Annotated in this window: 17 protein-coding genes; 12 read left to right on the top strand and 5 right to left on the bottom strand. The window is 29.9% G+C overall.

From position 1 onward, the window contains the following. The first annotated feature begins 116 nt into the window (after positions 1-116). From ACTTAV_RS05480 to hisD, 6 genes are all read left to right on the top strand, one after another. Positions 117-1,058 (top strand): ABC transporter substrate-binding protein, encoded by a 942-nt coding sequence (locus ACTTAV_RS05480; protein ID WP_440670752.1) that lies wholly within the window; start codon positions 117-119, stop codon positions 1,056-1,058. A gap of 90 nt (positions 1,059-1,148) precedes the next feature. Beyond that, positions 1,149-1,946, top strand: a complete 798-nt coding sequence (locus ACTTAV_RS05485; protein ID WP_440670754.1) for a taurine ABC transporter ATP-binding protein — start codon at positions 1,149-1,151, stop codon at positions 1,944-1,946. Next, positions 1,946-3,868 carry an ABC transporter permease subunit gene (locus ACTTAV_RS05490; RefSeq protein ID WP_440670756.1) on the top strand — a complete coding sequence of 641 codons (1,923 nt, stop codon included), beginning with the start codon at positions 1,946-1,948 and terminating at the stop codon, positions 3,866-3,868. The genes ACTTAV_RS05485 and ACTTAV_RS05490 overlap by 1 nt, the downstream gene beginning before the upstream one ends. Then, positions 3,855-4,874: an Ldh family oxidoreductase gene (locus ACTTAV_RS05495; RefSeq protein ID WP_440670757.1), complete on the top strand. Its 1,020-nt coding sequence runs from the start codon at positions 3,855-3,857 to the stop codon at positions 4,872-4,874. The genes ACTTAV_RS05490 and ACTTAV_RS05495 overlap by 14 nt, the downstream gene beginning before the upstream one ends. 2 nt (positions 4,875-4,876) lie before the next feature. Next, positions 4,877-5,788 (top strand): bifunctional enoyl-CoA hydratase/phosphate acetyltransferase, encoded by a 912-nt coding sequence (locus ACTTAV_RS05500; RefSeq protein ID WP_440670759.1) that lies wholly within the window; start codon positions 4,877-4,879, stop codon positions 5,786-5,788. 61 nt (positions 5,789-5,849) lie between these two features. Further along, positions 5,850-7,136, top strand: coding sequence for a histidinol dehydrogenase (gene hisD, locus ACTTAV_RS05505; RefSeq protein WP_440670760.1), 1,287 nt, complete (start codon positions 5,850-5,852; stop codon positions 7,134-7,136). Here the strand turns inward: hisD and ACTTAV_RS05510 are convergent. Continuing rightward, a complete protein-coding gene (locus tag ACTTAV_RS05510; protein WP_440670762.1) occupies positions 7,129-7,737 on the bottom strand; it encodes a LysE/ArgO family amino acid transporter in 609 nt (202 codons plus the stop codon). The two genes, hisD and ACTTAV_RS05510, sit on opposite strands and share 8 nt — an antisense overlap. 28 nt (positions 7,738-7,765) lie before the next feature. After that, on the bottom strand, positions 7,766-8,176 hold the full coding sequence (locus ACTTAV_RS05515; protein ID WP_440670764.1) for a VOC family protein: 411 nt from the start codon (positions 8,174-8,176) through the stop codon (positions 7,766-7,768). A gap of 87 nt (positions 8,177-8,263) precedes the next feature. Between ACTTAV_RS05515 and epsC the strand changes: the two genes are divergently transcribed. From epsC to ACTTAV_RS05540, 5 genes are read left to right on the top strand one after another with little or no spacing between them, the layout of a single operon-like run. Then, positions 8,264-8,833, top strand: a complete 570-nt coding sequence (gene epsC / locus ACTTAV_RS05520) for a serine O-acetyltransferase EpsC (RefSeq protein ID WP_440670766.1) — start codon at positions 8,264-8,266, stop codon at positions 8,831-8,833. Beyond that, positions 8,833-9,834, top strand: a complete 1,002-nt coding sequence (locus ACTTAV_RS05525; protein ID WP_440670767.1) for a cysteine synthase A — start codon at positions 8,833-8,835, stop codon at positions 9,832-9,834. Before epsC ends, ACTTAV_RS05525 begins: the two co-directional genes overlap by 1 nt. Beyond that, the gene (locus ACTTAV_RS05530; RefSeq protein ID WP_440670768.1) at positions 9,835-10,056 is read left to right on the top strand and encodes a DUF2798 domain-containing protein; all 222 of its coding nucleotides are present in this window, start codon (positions 9,835-9,837) and stop codon (positions 10,054-10,056) included. 16 nt (positions 10,057-10,072) lie between these two features. Beyond that, positions 10,073-10,408 carry a DMT family transporter gene (locus ACTTAV_RS05535; RefSeq protein ID WP_440670769.1) on the top strand — a complete coding sequence of 112 codons (336 nt, stop codon included), beginning with the start codon at positions 10,073-10,075 and terminating at the stop codon, positions 10,406-10,408. 3 nt (positions 10,409-10,411) lie between these two features. Beyond that, positions 10,412-10,750, top strand: coding sequence for a DMT family transporter (locus ACTTAV_RS05540; RefSeq protein ID WP_440670771.1), 339 nt, complete (start codon positions 10,412-10,414; stop codon positions 10,748-10,750). Here ACTTAV_RS05540 and ACTTAV_RS05545 read toward each other — a convergent pair. Next, positions 10,740-11,546, bottom strand: coding sequence for an inositol monophosphatase family protein (locus ACTTAV_RS05545; RefSeq protein ID WP_440670772.1), 807 nt, complete (start codon positions 11,544-11,546; stop codon positions 10,740-10,742). The genes ACTTAV_RS05540 and ACTTAV_RS05545 overlap by 11 nt on opposite strands. A gap of 66 nt (positions 11,547-11,612) precedes the next feature. Here ACTTAV_RS05545 and ACTTAV_RS05550 point away from each other — a divergent pair, with 66 nt between their 5' ends. Continuing rightward, entirely contained in the window at positions 11,613-12,713 is a 1,101-nt protein-coding gene (locus ACTTAV_RS05550; RefSeq protein ID WP_440670774.1) for a TauD/TfdA family dioxygenase, read from the top strand. 2 nt (positions 12,714-12,715) lie between these two features. Here ACTTAV_RS05550 and ACTTAV_RS05555 read toward each other — a convergent pair whose 3' ends face one another. Together ACTTAV_RS05555 and ACTTAV_RS05560 are read right to left on the bottom strand one after the other, a co-directional pair. Continuing rightward, a complete protein-coding gene (locus ACTTAV_RS05555; protein WP_440670776.1) occupies positions 12,716-12,895 on the bottom strand; it encodes a hypothetical protein in 180 nt (59 codons plus the stop codon). A 350-nt stretch (positions 12,896-13,245) separates the two neighbouring features. After that, on the bottom strand, positions 13,246-13,962 hold the full coding sequence (locus tag ACTTAV_RS05560; RefSeq protein WP_440670778.1) for a class I SAM-dependent methyltransferase: 717 nt from the start codon (positions 13,960-13,962) through the stop codon (positions 13,246-13,248). Position 13,963: the final 1 nt, after the last annotated feature.

Raw genomic sequence — 13,963 nt, forward strand, 5'->3', positions numbered from 1 at the left:
CACCAAAATAATATCACAACTAGTAGTTGTATCTAAATTGAACATTTTTTTGTTTTACAACTACACCAAATTAATCTTAAACTTAGAACATATAAATAATCAACGAAGAGGAATAAATGAAAAAAATAATTAGTTTTATTCTTGGATGTTTTGTAGCTCTTAATCTTTCAGTTTCAGTTGCTAATTCAGCTGCTAATGAAGTTAGAGTTGCTTACTTTTTAGAATGGCCAAGTCCAAATCTTGAAGACATGATGAAAAAAAACTTCGCTAAAGCATTAGGAGTTCCAGTTAAATGGACAAACTTCACTAACGGTGGAGCAATGACTGATGCTATGTTAGCAGGAGATATTGATATATCTTACTCTCAAGGTTTAGTTCCTTTTATTAACGCTGTAAAATCTAAAGCACCTATCAAACTTGTTGATATTGCAATGGAATATGGAATGGGTGGTACAACTTGTGTAACATCTAACGCTTCTGGTATTACAAAAGCAAACGCAACTGAATTAGAAGGTAAAAAAGTTGCTGTTCCACTAGGAACAATGGCTGAGTATGTTTTCGACGAAAGTATGAAAGTTGTTGGAGCTGATAGAAAAAAAATGGACATCATTCAAATGGATCCTGAAGAAGGAGCTGCTGCTTTAGTAAGTGGTGATGTTGTAATGGCATGTTTATTTGGTGGTAACTCTATTAAAGCTGCAACTGCAGTTGGATCTAGATTACTTACAGTTCAAGAAGCTAGAGATGCTGGTATCTTAGGAATAGATATCACTTCAGTGACTACTAAGTTCATGAAGGAAAATCCTGGCATGTTAAGAACTTTTATTGAAGTAACTCATGAAGCTAATGCAAGATATAGAGCTGGAAAAAGCGATATGAATGTAATGGCAAAAGCTTCTGAAATGAAAGTTGGAGACATGAAAGAAACTTTAGGTGGATTTAAATTCCTAACTCCAGAAGAAACAAAACAATCTATGGAGAGTGGAAATCTTGATGCATTCTTAAAAGGAATGGGAACACCAAGAGGAAACGTAGACACTAGTTTCTTACCTTTGTAATCTAAAGGTAGATAAAAATTTAAGTAGGCGCCAATTTTAATTAAATTGGTGCCTATTTTTTTATTAAAAATTCTAATATAAAGTTTTTTTATGAGCGATTTAGTTTCTCAAAATCTAAATATGGTTTTTAAAACTCCAAAAGGAGAAACTGTTCATGCTTTAAAAGATTTAAATTTTACACTTAAAAAAGGTGAACTTCTAACCGTTCTTGGTCCTTCAGGTTGTGGAAAAACTACTCTACTAAATATTACTGCAGGTTTTATCAGACCAACATCTGGAACTATAACTTTAAATGATAAAGAAATAGATGGACCTGGTGTTGAAAGAGGAATGGTTTTTCAACAAGGAGCTTTGTTTGAATGGTTAACAGTTGCTGAAAATGTCAATTTTGGATTAAGAATGAAAAAAGAGGATCCAATTGAAACACAAAAAAAAGTTGATGAATGGTTAGAGATTGTTGGTCTAAAAGGATTTGGTAATACACCAACTTATCAATTATCTGGCGGGATGCAGCAAAGGGTAGCTCTTGCAAGATGTTTGATTAATGATCCAGATTTAATTTTAATGGATGAACCATTAGGAGCACTTGATGCTTTAACAAGAGAAAAAATGCAGTCTCTAGTTTTAAAAATTTGGAAAGAAACTGGTAAAACAATAATTTTGATTACTCACTCAGTTGAAGAAGCTTTATTACTTGGTGAAAGATTATACGTAATGGCACCAAGACCTGGAAGAATACATAAAGAATACAATCTACCATTTGCTTCAATGGGACTTAAGGAAGATTTAAGAGAAATAAAAAAGAATAAAGAATTTTCTGCAAAACGAGAGGAAATCCTTGAGATGATTTGGAATATGGAAGAGGAAATTATGGGGAAAGAAAATTAATGTTAACTCAAATAGTAACTTTTCTAATTTTTTTTGCTGTCATTGGATGTATCCTTTATGGGAGAAGATTAATAAGAACTGAAAAGGTTGATGCAGTATTTGGAAACCCTGAAAGAGCAAGAGGTGGCACACATTGGGTTATAGTTGGAAGTAGCTTTCTTCTTTTAGTATGGCTTTATTATTCATGGGATATTGCAAAAAGCTTTTATCCAAAATCTGCTAATGAGCTTTGCCAAGTAGGAAAAGTAAACGACTCTTTATTAGGATTAAAATACCAATTTCCTATTGAAGAAAGAGAATTTAAAAGTACTGCTCAAATAAAAAAGGAGAATAAAAACCTTCAACTCATTTTAGAAGAAATCCAAAGTTCTAATGAATTAAATGATCAACAAAAAACAATTCTTGCCAGTTTTATAAATAAAACTAATCAATTAATACCATTGCTAACTAATGAAGATTTACTTGAAATAGAAACTAAACAAAAGATAGATGAAATTACTGGTAAGATAAATCTCTTAACTGAAAATTTCCAAAAACCTGACTATCCATTTGAAACAGAGCAAGAGTACAACGAAAGACAAAAAGCTGTTAGTGAAGAAGGTGGTTGGGGTATAGTTAAAGTAAGTGCAGGAACTGGATCTATAGAAAATACAATAGAAGTACCACTAATCCCTGCAACAGACAGAGGTTTAAAATTTCATGCTGCTGCACAAGAATTGAATTTAATAAGTGATGAATTTTTCAAATTAAGAAATCATAATCCTGAATTTAAAGATCAAATCAAATCACTAAAAGAAGAAATTAAAGCTTACAGAAAAGATTTAGATAGCGAAGACTTGTCATCAAACTATGCAAAAAATATTGTAAAAATTGCAAGAAGAATTGAATTTGCAAGCATCTATCCTCCTAATGCATTGGATAAAATGCAAAATGCAATAATTAAATTTGATGTTGCACAAAATGAAGCTCAAGGTGGATTAAGGTTTATTGATATATTTTTATTTCCAGCAGGTACAATTGTTGCAAGTGGCCCAAGTTGTTCTGAACAAGGTTCAGGTAGATGGCTTCCAAAACCATCTGATACTTTTAATAAATTTGCTCTAATGTTAAAGCCAAGTGTTGGTTATAAAGATATCCCTCTTTTATGGATAGACATGGTTGATGTCAGTAAAATGATTGGTTTTATTTTACCTGATTGGATAGCAGATATTCTTCCAGGTGAATATCCTGTTCATACTAAAGATGGAATAGTGAAACAAAACTTTAAAGGTTATGTTTTAAAAGTTGTCACTGGTGACTTCGATTTATTTAAAGTCCCAGTTCCATATGGTCATATTTGGGATTCTTTCATGAGAGTATTTTTAGGATTAGTTTTTGGAATACTTATAGGTGTGCCTTTAGGTTTATTCATGGGTTTAAATAGATTTGCCAAAGGCTTTTTTGATCCTTTAATAGAACTATATAGACCAGTTCCTCCTTTAGCTTGGGCACCACTTATTATTTCTGTTCTTGGAATTGATAATACAGGAAAAGTTTTCTTATTATTTATGGTCTCTTTATCTATTATGATTATTTCAGCCAGAGCTGGCGCTTCAGGAACTCAATTATCTAAAATTCATGCAGCTCACTCTTTGGGAGCATCGAAAAAACAAATATTAAGATATGTAATTTTTCCCAACTCCCTTCCTGAAATTTTAACAGGAATTAGAGTCGCTGTAGGTATGTGTTGGGGAACACTAGTTGCAGCTGAATTTTTAGCAGGAACAACTGGTATAGGCTTTGTTGAAAATGTTGCTAAAAAATATTTCCAATATGAAGTTATCTGGATAACAATATTTATAATGGGAATGCTTGGTCTATTGTTTGATGTAACTTTAAGAAAAATAATTGATAAGACAATTCCTTGGCGTGGAAAAGGATAATTTGGAAACTCAAAATCTTAAAAAAGAAGTTATTAAAATTTTTAAAAAATATGGTCTAAATAACGACCATGCTACAATCTCAGCTAATGCTCTAATTAATGCTGAATTAGTGGGCGCATACGGGCATGGTTTATCACGTCTAAAAATGTATTGTGATCGAATTTCAAAAAAAGTAATTAATCCAAAACCTAAAATAAAAATAAAAAGAATATCTCAATCAATTTCACACATTGATGCTGATGATAGCATTGGATTTGTAGCTGCAGATATTGCTATTAAAAAAGCAATTTTGAATGCAAAAAAAACTGGTATTGGATTAGTAGCTGTTAAAAATAGTGGTCATTATGGTCTGTCAGGATATTACGCAGAGCAAGCCGTAAAAAAAAATTTAGTAACTATGATTTACACTAATGCCCCTCCTGCAGTTGCTCCTCATGGAGCTTTAAAAAGCTTGTTTGGAACAAATCCAATTTGTTTTGGAACACCAACTGGATCAAAAATACCTTTTATTTTAGATACATCTATTTCAATGATCAATAGAGGAAAGATTAGAGTTGCGGCTAGAAATAATCAAAAAATACCTCTTGGAGTTGCCCTAGATAAATTTGGCAAACCTACTACAGATGCAAAAAAAGCACTTCAAGGTGTCCAATTACCTATAGCAGGTTTTAGAGGATCAGGTCTAGCGTGGATGGTTGATATTTTAAGTGGAGTATTGACTGGTGGAAATCACGCTGGAAGAGTAAAAGATCCTTTTGATGATTTCTCAGGTCCACAAAATATTGGACATTTATTTATCACATTTAAAACAAATTTATTTGTAAATGATTATGGCAAACGAATTAAAGATAATATTAGTAGAATTAAAAGATTACCAAAAATTAAAGGAATAAAAGAAATAATGTATCCTGGCCAAAATAAATATAAAAGATTTAAAGTTAATTTAAAAAAAGAGATTAAAATATCAGATATAATTAAAAAAGATTTGGAGATACTTAAAAGTTAAATATGCTTTCAAATAAAGAAATTGTTGTTCCTAATAATTTACTTAATGTAGCTCATAAGAAAAAAGGTGTTAAAGCAGGTATTGTCAATGCTGGGAAACCTCTACCGATGTTATCAGTTCAAGATGCAGTAAATGAAAGCTTGATAGAGCCAATTTTTATTGGTGATGAAAAAGAGATTTTAAAATGTGCTGATGATTTAAAATGGGATATTTCAAAATATGAAATTATTCATGAGCCTGTAGAAAATAATACTGCAGCAATTGCTGCTAAACTTGCTAGTGAAGAAAAAATTAGAATTATTGTTAAAGGACATATTCATACAGATGTTCTAATGAAAGAAGTTTTAAAAAGAGAATATAACTTACTTGGAAAAACTAGATTAAGTCATATTTGGCATATGACTTTAGATAAAGAAGATAAACCTCTTATCATTACTGATGGAGCATTAAATGTTTTACCAAATGTGAAAACAAAAATGCATATTTTAAAAAATGTAATTAACTTTTCTAATAGAATTGGAATAGAAAGACCAAAAATAGCAGTACTCTCAGCCACCGAAGAAGTTTTAGATAGTGTGCCAAGTTCTAAAGAAGCTGAGGAAATTACAAAATTAGCAAAACAAGAAAATTTAAATGCAGATGTTTTTGGCCCTTTAGCATTTGATAATAGTATTTCTAAAAAGTCTGCAGCTATAAAAGGAATAAAAAATGAAGTTGCTGGAATGGCTGATGTTTTATTGGTCCCAAGTGTAGAAACAGGGAATGGATTAGTAAAAATGTTGATTTATTTTTGTGGTGCTTGTGCCGCTGGTGTTGTTGTTGGAGGAAAAGTACCAGTTGTAATTACAAGTCGTTCTGATGAAGCTCAAGCAAGATTAGCTTCAATTGCTGCTGCAGTTGTTGCATTAGATTAATTGTTTGATTGAAATAAAATTAAAATTGTCTTAAATAACACAACAATTTAAATAAAATATAATGGCAATCACATACCTAAAGAAATCACCTAAAACATCATCAACAGATGACACAAAAACAACTGGTATTGTTCAAGATTTATTAAAAGACATAGAAAAAACTAAAGAGCAAGGATGCATAGAGCTTACAAAGAAATTTGATAAATATGATGGTGAGATTGTTGTATCAAAAGAAAGAATTGATGAAATTAAAAAAAATTTAGATCAAAAAACTAAAGATGATATTCAATTTTCTTATGATCGAGTAAGAAAATTTGCTGAAGCACAATTAAAAAACTATGGTCAAAATTTTGAAGTAGAATTATCGGATGGTTTATATGCTGGTCAAAAATTAGTACCGGTAAACACTGCTGGTTGTTATATCCCCGGTGGAAGATATGCTCACATAGCTTCTGCAGTAATGAGTGTAACAACGGCAAAAGTTGCAGGTGTAAAAAATATAATTGCATGCAGCCCTCCAAAAGAGGGTGTAGGTGCTCATCCTACAATTGTTTATACGGCTGATCTATGTGGTGCAGATGTGATATTAAATTTAGGTGGAGTTCCTGCTATTGCTGCAATGACTAATGGATTATTTAAAAATCCACCAGCAGACATTATTGTTGGTCCAGGAAATCAATTTGTAGCTGAAGCAAAAAGAATTTTATTTGGAAAAGTTGGTATCGATTTATTTGCGGGTCCAACTGAAATTGGAATTATTGCTGATGCAAAAGCAGATCCTGAGATAGTAGCTGTTGATTTAGTTGGTCAAGCTGAACATGGTTATAACTCTCCTTGCTGGTTATACACAACAAGCAAGGAACTTGCTGAAAAAGTAATGAAAAGAGTTCCAGAGTTAATTGCAGAACTTCCTGAGGTTCCAAGAACAAATGCTGATGCTGCGTGGAGAGATTATGGAGAAGTAATTCTTTGTGATACTGATGAAGAGATGGTTAAAATCAGTGATGAATATGCTCCTGAACACTTAGAGGTTCAAACAGAAAATTTAAAATGGTTCCATGAAAGACTAACTAATTATGGATCTTTGTTTGTAGGGGAAGAAACAACAGTAGCATATGGAGATAAATGTTCAGGAACAAATCATATTTTACCAACTAAAGGTGCAGGAAGATATACAGGTGGTTTATTTGTTGGAAAATTTATCAAAACCTTAAGTTTCCAAAGAATGACTAAAGAGTCTACAGAGCTTGTTGGAGCTGCGGCAGCTAGAATATCTAGATACGAGGGTATGGAAGCTCATGCAAGAACTGGTGATGTAAGGTTAAAAAAATACGGATATTCTAATTAATAATATCCATTAGCACATAAATTGTTATTAAGCTCATAAAACTGATAATAAATATATTTATTACTTTCCATACTTTGTCACTTTGAGCATATTTAGAAAAATAAGAGGACAAATATCCTATTAAAAAAAAGAAAACAAAAGATGCAATTGAAGCCCCTACTCCAAATAATATCTTTTGATTAAAAATTAAATTTTTTGAAAAATTGCCTAAGAAAAATACTGTGTCTGAATAAACATGTGGGTTTAAATATGTAAAACCAAGAGTTTTAATAAAGATATTAAATTTTGAAATATCTGGAATTTCATTATTGAAATTAACTTTAAGATTAAAAGATTTAATTTTTGAATAAATAAAGTGAAGTAAGAAAATTAATAAAAGAATATTAAATATTAGTTCTATAGTTGGATTAAAGTATTGAATGAAATAGTGAAAAAGAAATATGCCTAAAAATATTAAGATTAAATCTGATATTGAACAAACAAAACAAACTAGAAAAATATGTTGTTTTTTTAAGCCCTGCTCTATTACAAAGATATTTTGTGCACCTATGGCTAATATTAAGCTAAGACTAGTTAAAAATCCTATTAATAGGTATTCCATCCTATACTTAGATTACTCTGGGTTTAGATTACTCTGGGTTAGCTGTTAATGTCTTAATCTCTAAAATATTTTCGTTAGGATCTTTAACAAAGAAAGTTTCCTGCTCATATTTTGTGCCTTTAAATCTTAGATAAGGCTCATCGTAATATTTTGTTCCATTATCTTTTAATCTTTGTTTAAGAGCATCAAAATCTTTTCTAGAAAGATGAACTCCAAAATGAGGAACAGAAACGTTACCCATGTCAACATCGTGTCTTTCATTGTCTAATTTATGCTCACTTGCATGAAGAGTTAATTCATTACCCCAAAAATCAACGTCAGCCCATTCTTGAGCAGAGTTATCCAGTCTACAACCCAAAGTCTCACTATAAAACTTTTTCGCAGTTTCTAAATCTCCACAAGGAATAGCCAAGTGAAAACAATTCGTATTCTTGTACATTTCAACCCTCTTTAAATTGCGTATTTAGTAATTATATAATAGATATAGCTTTTTTTTTCAACCACGAGAAAGACGTTAATTAATAATATGAATGATTTTTTACAATCTATAATAGATCGAGACCCTGCGGCAAAATCTAAATTAAGTTTAATCTTAACTTATCCAGGTGTGAAGGCTATTTTTTTTTATAAGATAGCAAATTTTTTTGCTATTGCAAAATTTGATCTAGTTGCAAGAATTATTTCTCAAACTTCTAGATTCTTAACGGGTATTGAAATCCATCCCAAAGCAAAGATTGGAAAAAATTTATTTATTGACCATGGTATGGGTGTTGTCATTGGTGAAACTTCTGAAATAGGCAATAATGTTACAATTTATCATAATGTTACGTTAGGTGGAATTGCTCCTAGTATAAATTCAAACGATCAAAGAGATATGAAAAGGCATCCCACTTTAGAAGATAACGTTGTTGTTGGATCAGGTGCCCAAATACTAGGTCCAATCACAATTGGTAAAAACTCTTTAATTGGCTCTAACTCAGTAGTTACAAAAGATGTGCCTGAAAAATCTGTTATGGCAGGTATCCCCGCAAGACGAGTTGGAGATGCTACTAAAGGATTTAAACCTTATGCTGTTACAGATGAAGATAAAGAATAATGAAAAATATTAAAAATAATTTTATAGATTCAATTGGAAACACTCCCTTAATAAAATTAAAAGCAGCATCAGAAATTACTGGATGTAACATTTATGGTAAGGCTGAATATTTGAACCCTGGTGGATCAGTAAAAGATAGAGCAGCACTTGCTTTAATTAAAGACGCACAGGAAAAGAAACTAATATCTGAAGGTGGTATTGTTGTTGAGGGCACTGCAGGAAATACTGGCATTGGATTATGTCTTTTAGGAAATTCTCTTGGTTACAAAACAATTATCGTGATGAATGATAATCAAACACAAGAAAAGAAAGATACTTTGAGAAATATTGGAGCAGATCTTAGATTAGTTCCACCAAAGCCATATAAAGATGATGGAAACTACGTAAAAGTTGCTGGAAGGCTTGCTGAAGAATTAAAAAATACAAACAACAATGGTGTAGTTTGGGCTAATCAATTTGACAATACAGCTAACGCTAAAGGACATTACGAAACTACTGGTCCTGAGATTTGGGAACAAACAGATGGTAAAATTGATGGGTTTGTTTGTGCATCTGGAACAGGCGGAACTATAGGTGGTGTTAGTAAATTCTTAAAAGAAAAAAATAAAGATATTAAGATTTATCTATCCGATCCAACTGGATCAGCTTTATATAGTCATATTGTGAATGGAGAACTAAAAGCTGAAGGTGGATCAATCACAGAAGGTATTGGATCAAGTAGAATTACTAAAAATTTTGCAGAGGCTAAAATCGATGGAGCTTTTTCAATAAGCGATCAAGAGTCTTTACCAGTACTTTATGATTTAATTCAAAATGAAGGTTTAAGTCTAGGAACTAGTTGTGGAGTAAATATTGCAGGAGCAATTAGACTTGGAAAAGAACTTGGCCCAGGTAAAACGATCGTTACAATTCTTTGTGATAAATCAGATAAATATAATTCAAAGATGTTTAATAAACCCTTTTTGCAAGAAAAAGGTCTACCAATACCAAGCTGGCTATAAATGTTTCCTAAAAAATATTCAAACTTATTATTTATATTTTTTATGGGTCTTGGCATGAGCTTGCTGATGACACTTATAATTACTTACATAAATACGGGTTATGATGAACTTTATTACAAAAGATTTCTTAAAGCTTGGTCAGTAAGCTTACCAGTTGCAATGGTTGCAACAACAATTGTAGCTCCAATAGTGCAAAAATTTGTAGATAAAATTACTAAATAAGAATAATCTTTAAATCGTGAGTAATATAATTGCATACATAGTTCTTATACTTGCGGTTATTTTAGGTACTGCTGCAAATGGCTTTGCTAAAGGTGCAAATGGTTTTACTTTATTAATGCCAAGCTTATTAACAGCAATAACAATAGTTGGATGTATGTTTACATTATCAATAGTTATGAAAACTATTCCTGTTGGTATTACCTACGCATCATTTGCAGGTCTTTGTATAATTGCTACTACAATTGTAGGTGTATATAAATTTAACCAAATGCCAGATCTTTATACTATAATTGGGTTAACTCTGATTATTTCAGGAGTATTAATAGTCAATCTACTAGGCAAAACAAATTAAGATATGACAAATCTATCAGGATATATTTTTCTTTTTTTAGCAATTATTCTTGGAATAACTTCAAATGGTTTTTTAAAATCAACAAATGGATTTACAAACCTTGGGCCAACTATTTTTTGTGCAATTTCAATAGTCGCTTGTATTTTTTGTTTATCCAAAGCAATGAACATTATTCCTGTTGGTTTTACTTACGCAACATACGGTGGGCTTACAATAACTGCTGTAACATTATTTGGAGTTTTTAAATACAATCAAATCCCAAATATTTATGGCATAATTGGTATAGCTTTAATTATTATTGGTGTAATTCTTTTAAATACTTTAGGTAAGACTACTTACTAGCTGGTTTTAAAATTTTTAAGATTTTATTATGAATACCTTTGTTTGCAGAAGCAATAATATTTCCTGCTTTTACAGCATCAACATTTTTCCATGTACTAACTATTCCTCCAGCTGCCTTAATAATTGGTATTAACGGATGAATATCCCAAATCTTGTTCCCACATTGTAAAACAACATCAACTTTACCTTCTGCAAGGTGAGAATAGCTTAAAGCATCAGCACAAGGAAATTGCATCAATTTTAAAATTTTAGGTATCTTCTTTTGCTTATTTAGAGACAGCATTCCGTGAAAGGCAGCTGACATTTTGATATCTTTAAATGTAACTTTTTTATTAACTTTTATTTTTCTTTTTTTTCCTTGATCTACAGCATAAGCAATTTTATCTGAAGCATTATAATAATATTTTTTAAGAACTGGGTAATTTGCAAGTCCAACAACTGGAACACCTTTATAATTTAATGATATTAAATTACTCCAAGTTGGATTTCCGATAACATAAGACCTTGTTCCATCTATCGGATCAATTACCCAAGTAAATTCACTTTTTGTTTTTTTATGACCAAACTCTTCTCCTATTACTTGATGATTAGGAAATTTTTTTTTGATTTCTTTTCTTATAAACTTTTCAAAAGCTTTATCAGAGGTGGTAACTGGATCATATCCCCTACCTTTTAATTTATTCGAAATTTTAAAAGTGCCATTCAATTTAGAGTAATAAAAACTAGTGAGTTTTTTAGCCAAGCTATCGACAAAGCTAGAATATCTTTTAAAATCTGATGAATTTAATTTTGACACATGGGACTAATACTATTTAATTTCTATTGATTAAAGTAAAATTTTGAATAATCCTCTCAGTATTGTATGAAAATTGAACTAACAGAAAATAAGGTATTTTTTGAAAAACAAGGTTCAAGAAAAGAAATACACCCTTTCTGGCTAAGAGAAAGAGTTAATAGTGAAGAATTTTTAGATCAAAAAACACAACAAAGATTATTTGATCCCACAATGCTTTCAAGTAATTCTGAAATCACGAAGGTAAACATGTCAGAAAAATTTCTTGAAGTAACTTTTAAAGATGGTGCTCATGCCAAATTAATCATAGAAAATATTCTTAAAGAATTCGAAAAAGATAACGAATTATATTTTATTAACAAGAGTAGCTGGGACTCAAATTTTAAAATAAATAATAAATTTAAATTTTCTCCTAATTTTTTTGAAGAAAAGCAAATGTATGAATCTTTATTAGATTTTTATAAATATGGATTTGTAATTTTTGAAGGTGTTCCAACTCAAGATAATTTTATAGTTAACTTTGCAAATTCAATCGGAAGTATTAGACCTACAAATTTTGGAGAATTTTTTAATGTAAAATCGATACCTAATCCAAATGATCTTGCTTATACATCATTGCCTCTAGCTCCACATACCGATAATCCATATAGAAAACCAGTTCCATGTATTCAAATATTACATTGTATTGAAAATGAAGTTAATGGTGGCTTATCAACTTTAGTTGATGGTTTAAAGGTAACTGAAGAATTAAAAAAGAAACATCCTGATTTTTATAAAATTCTAACTGAAATTAAAGTTAGATTTCAATTCATTGATCAAAACATTGTTCTAGAAGATTGGGCAGAAATGATCCAACTAGATGAAAATAATAGATTTAAACAAGTAAGATTTAGTCCAAGATTAGATTTTGTTCCACTAATGGAAAAAGAAAAATTAGAACTATATTATGCTGCAAGAAATAAAATATCTGAAATGTACAATTCTGATGATTTTAGAATTGAATTTAAGTTAAAACCTGGAGATTTATTAATGATGGATAATCATAGATTATTACATGGTAGAACTGAATATAATGCTAACGAAGGAAATCGTTTTTTACAGGGTTGTTACATAGATTATGATAGTACTGAGGGAAAACTTAAACACCTTAAAAGAAAATTTAATATTTAAAATTATTTATTAAAACAATTATTGACTAATATCGCCATTAATATCCAAATTACAAAAGTTTCTCCATGTGTAAAAGAATAATCAGCACCAGCAAATCCAGCTATAATATTAATTCCATAAATAATTATTGTGGATACTACTAAACTTATAATTAAATTTATTAGTCCAGTTATGTATTTCATAATTAAACAATATAGATATTAAATCTTAATGTAAATTATTAATTTTTATTGTTTGGTGAAGTTTATTTTTGATTTCGAGATACTACAACTCTACTAAGTTGTATTCAAGAAATATATTTTACATAAAATAAAATAAACATATTGAATACAACTTTATAAATAATTAACTTTGTAATTAAGGAGGTATTTTAAATGAACAAAACGCCACCTGATACTTAGCTGGCAAATTTAAAATTTCATAAAGACAAAAACAAAAAACTTAAAGTCCAATTGGACTTAATGCCAAAAAGGCTACATTAAGGGAGCTCTTTTGGATGGAGAACAAAAGAGCGACCCCTTAATTAAAAGAATTACTTTTCTAGAATTAGACAAATCAGTTTGTCATTAAAACTTATCATTTTCTTAAAATTAGAGTGAATTTCATCAATACCATTTAAAATTTCTTTATCACTAAAATTTAATAACGTTGATATATATCTATTTTTTATCATCTCTTTATACTTATTTTTTAATATCTTTACCCTAAATGAAAAACCTCTTTTTTTAATTTGAGGATATTGCTGACGTATAAATCTAATTATTTTTTTATCTCTTTTGATTGATTCTCTTAGTTTTTTTTTCATTAACGAAAAAGTTGGTATTTCATTTCTTGAAGTTTCTAAAGTTAATATTAATATTTTTCCATCATGATTTAATTTGGAATAACAAAGAGAAATTAGTCTTTTAATTTCTTTAAAATTTAAAAAATGAATGGTCTGTTTAATTAATATTAGATCAAACTTTTTTTTACTTTGTTTTAAATGATTAATAGCGTCAGTTTTTTTAAATTTAATTCTTTTATCTCTATCGATGTGTTTTTCTATATCAATTCCAGTTGGTCTATCTTTTAATTTTAATCTTGTGGATAAAGAACCTAATATTTTACCTCTTCCACAACCAATATCTAAAATTTGAGAATTTCTATTTAACTTGATTTGTCTTAATAAAAATCTGTTAAAAGATTGAATATATCTTTTTGAAGAAAGCCAAGTTTTATTATCCCAATTTTTAATATTTTTTTTTACCACA

The sequence above is a fragment of the Candidatus Pelagibacter sp. HIMB1483 genome, assembly GCF_052048135.1.
Lineage (GTDB): Bacteria > Pseudomonadota > Alphaproteobacteria > Pelagibacterales > Pelagibacteraceae > Pelagibacter.

Bases quoted from the DNA above. Each gene is read 5' to 3' on its own strand.
- ACTTAV_RS05525 (WP_440670767.1), top strand. From the start codon at position 8,833: ATGAAAAATATTAAAAATAATTTTATAGATTCAATTGGAAACACTCCC.
- ACTTAV_RS05500 (WP_440670759.1), top strand. From the start codon at position 4,877: ATGCTTTCAAATAAAGAAATTGTTGTTCCTAATAATTTACTTAATGTA.
- epsC (WP_440670766.1), top strand. From the start codon at position 8,264: ATGAATGATTTTTTACAATCTATAATAGATCGAGACCCTGCGGCAAAA.
- ACTTAV_RS05480 (WP_440670752.1), top strand. From the start codon at position 117: ATGAAAAAAATAATTAGTTTTATTCTTGGATGTTTTGTAGCTCTTAAT.
- ACTTAV_RS05490 (WP_440670756.1), top strand. From the start codon at position 1,946: ATGTTAACTCAAATAGTAACTTTTCTAATTTTTTTTGCTGTCATTGGA.
- ACTTAV_RS05510 (WP_440670762.1), bottom strand. From the start codon at position 7,737: ATGGAATACCTATTAATAGGATTTTTAACTAGTCTTAGCTTAATATTA.
- ACTTAV_RS05540 (WP_440670771.1), top strand. From the start codon at position 10,412: ATGACAAATCTATCAGGATATATTTTTCTTTTTTTAGCAATTATTCTT.
- ACTTAV_RS05530 (WP_440670768.1), top strand. From the start codon at position 9,835: ATGTTTCCTAAAAAATATTCAAACTTATTATTTATATTTTTTATGGGT.
- ACTTAV_RS05485 (WP_440670754.1), top strand. From the start codon at position 1,149: ATGAGCGATTTAGTTTCTCAAAATCTAAATATGGTTTTTAAAACTCCA.
- ACTTAV_RS05550 (WP_440670774.1), top strand. From the start codon at position 11,613: ATGAAAATTGAACTAACAGAAAATAAGGTATTTTTTGAAAAACAAGGT.
- hisD (WP_440670760.1), top strand. From the start codon at position 5,850: ATGGCAATCACATACCTAAAGAAATCACCTAAAACATCATCAACAGAT.
- ACTTAV_RS05515 (WP_440670764.1), bottom strand. From the start codon at position 8,176: ATGTACAAGAATACGAATTGTTTTCACTTGGCTATTCCTTGTGGAGAT.
- ACTTAV_RS05555 (WP_440670776.1), bottom strand. From the start codon at position 12,895: ATGAAATACATAACTGGACTAATAAATTTAATTATAAGTTTAGTAGTA.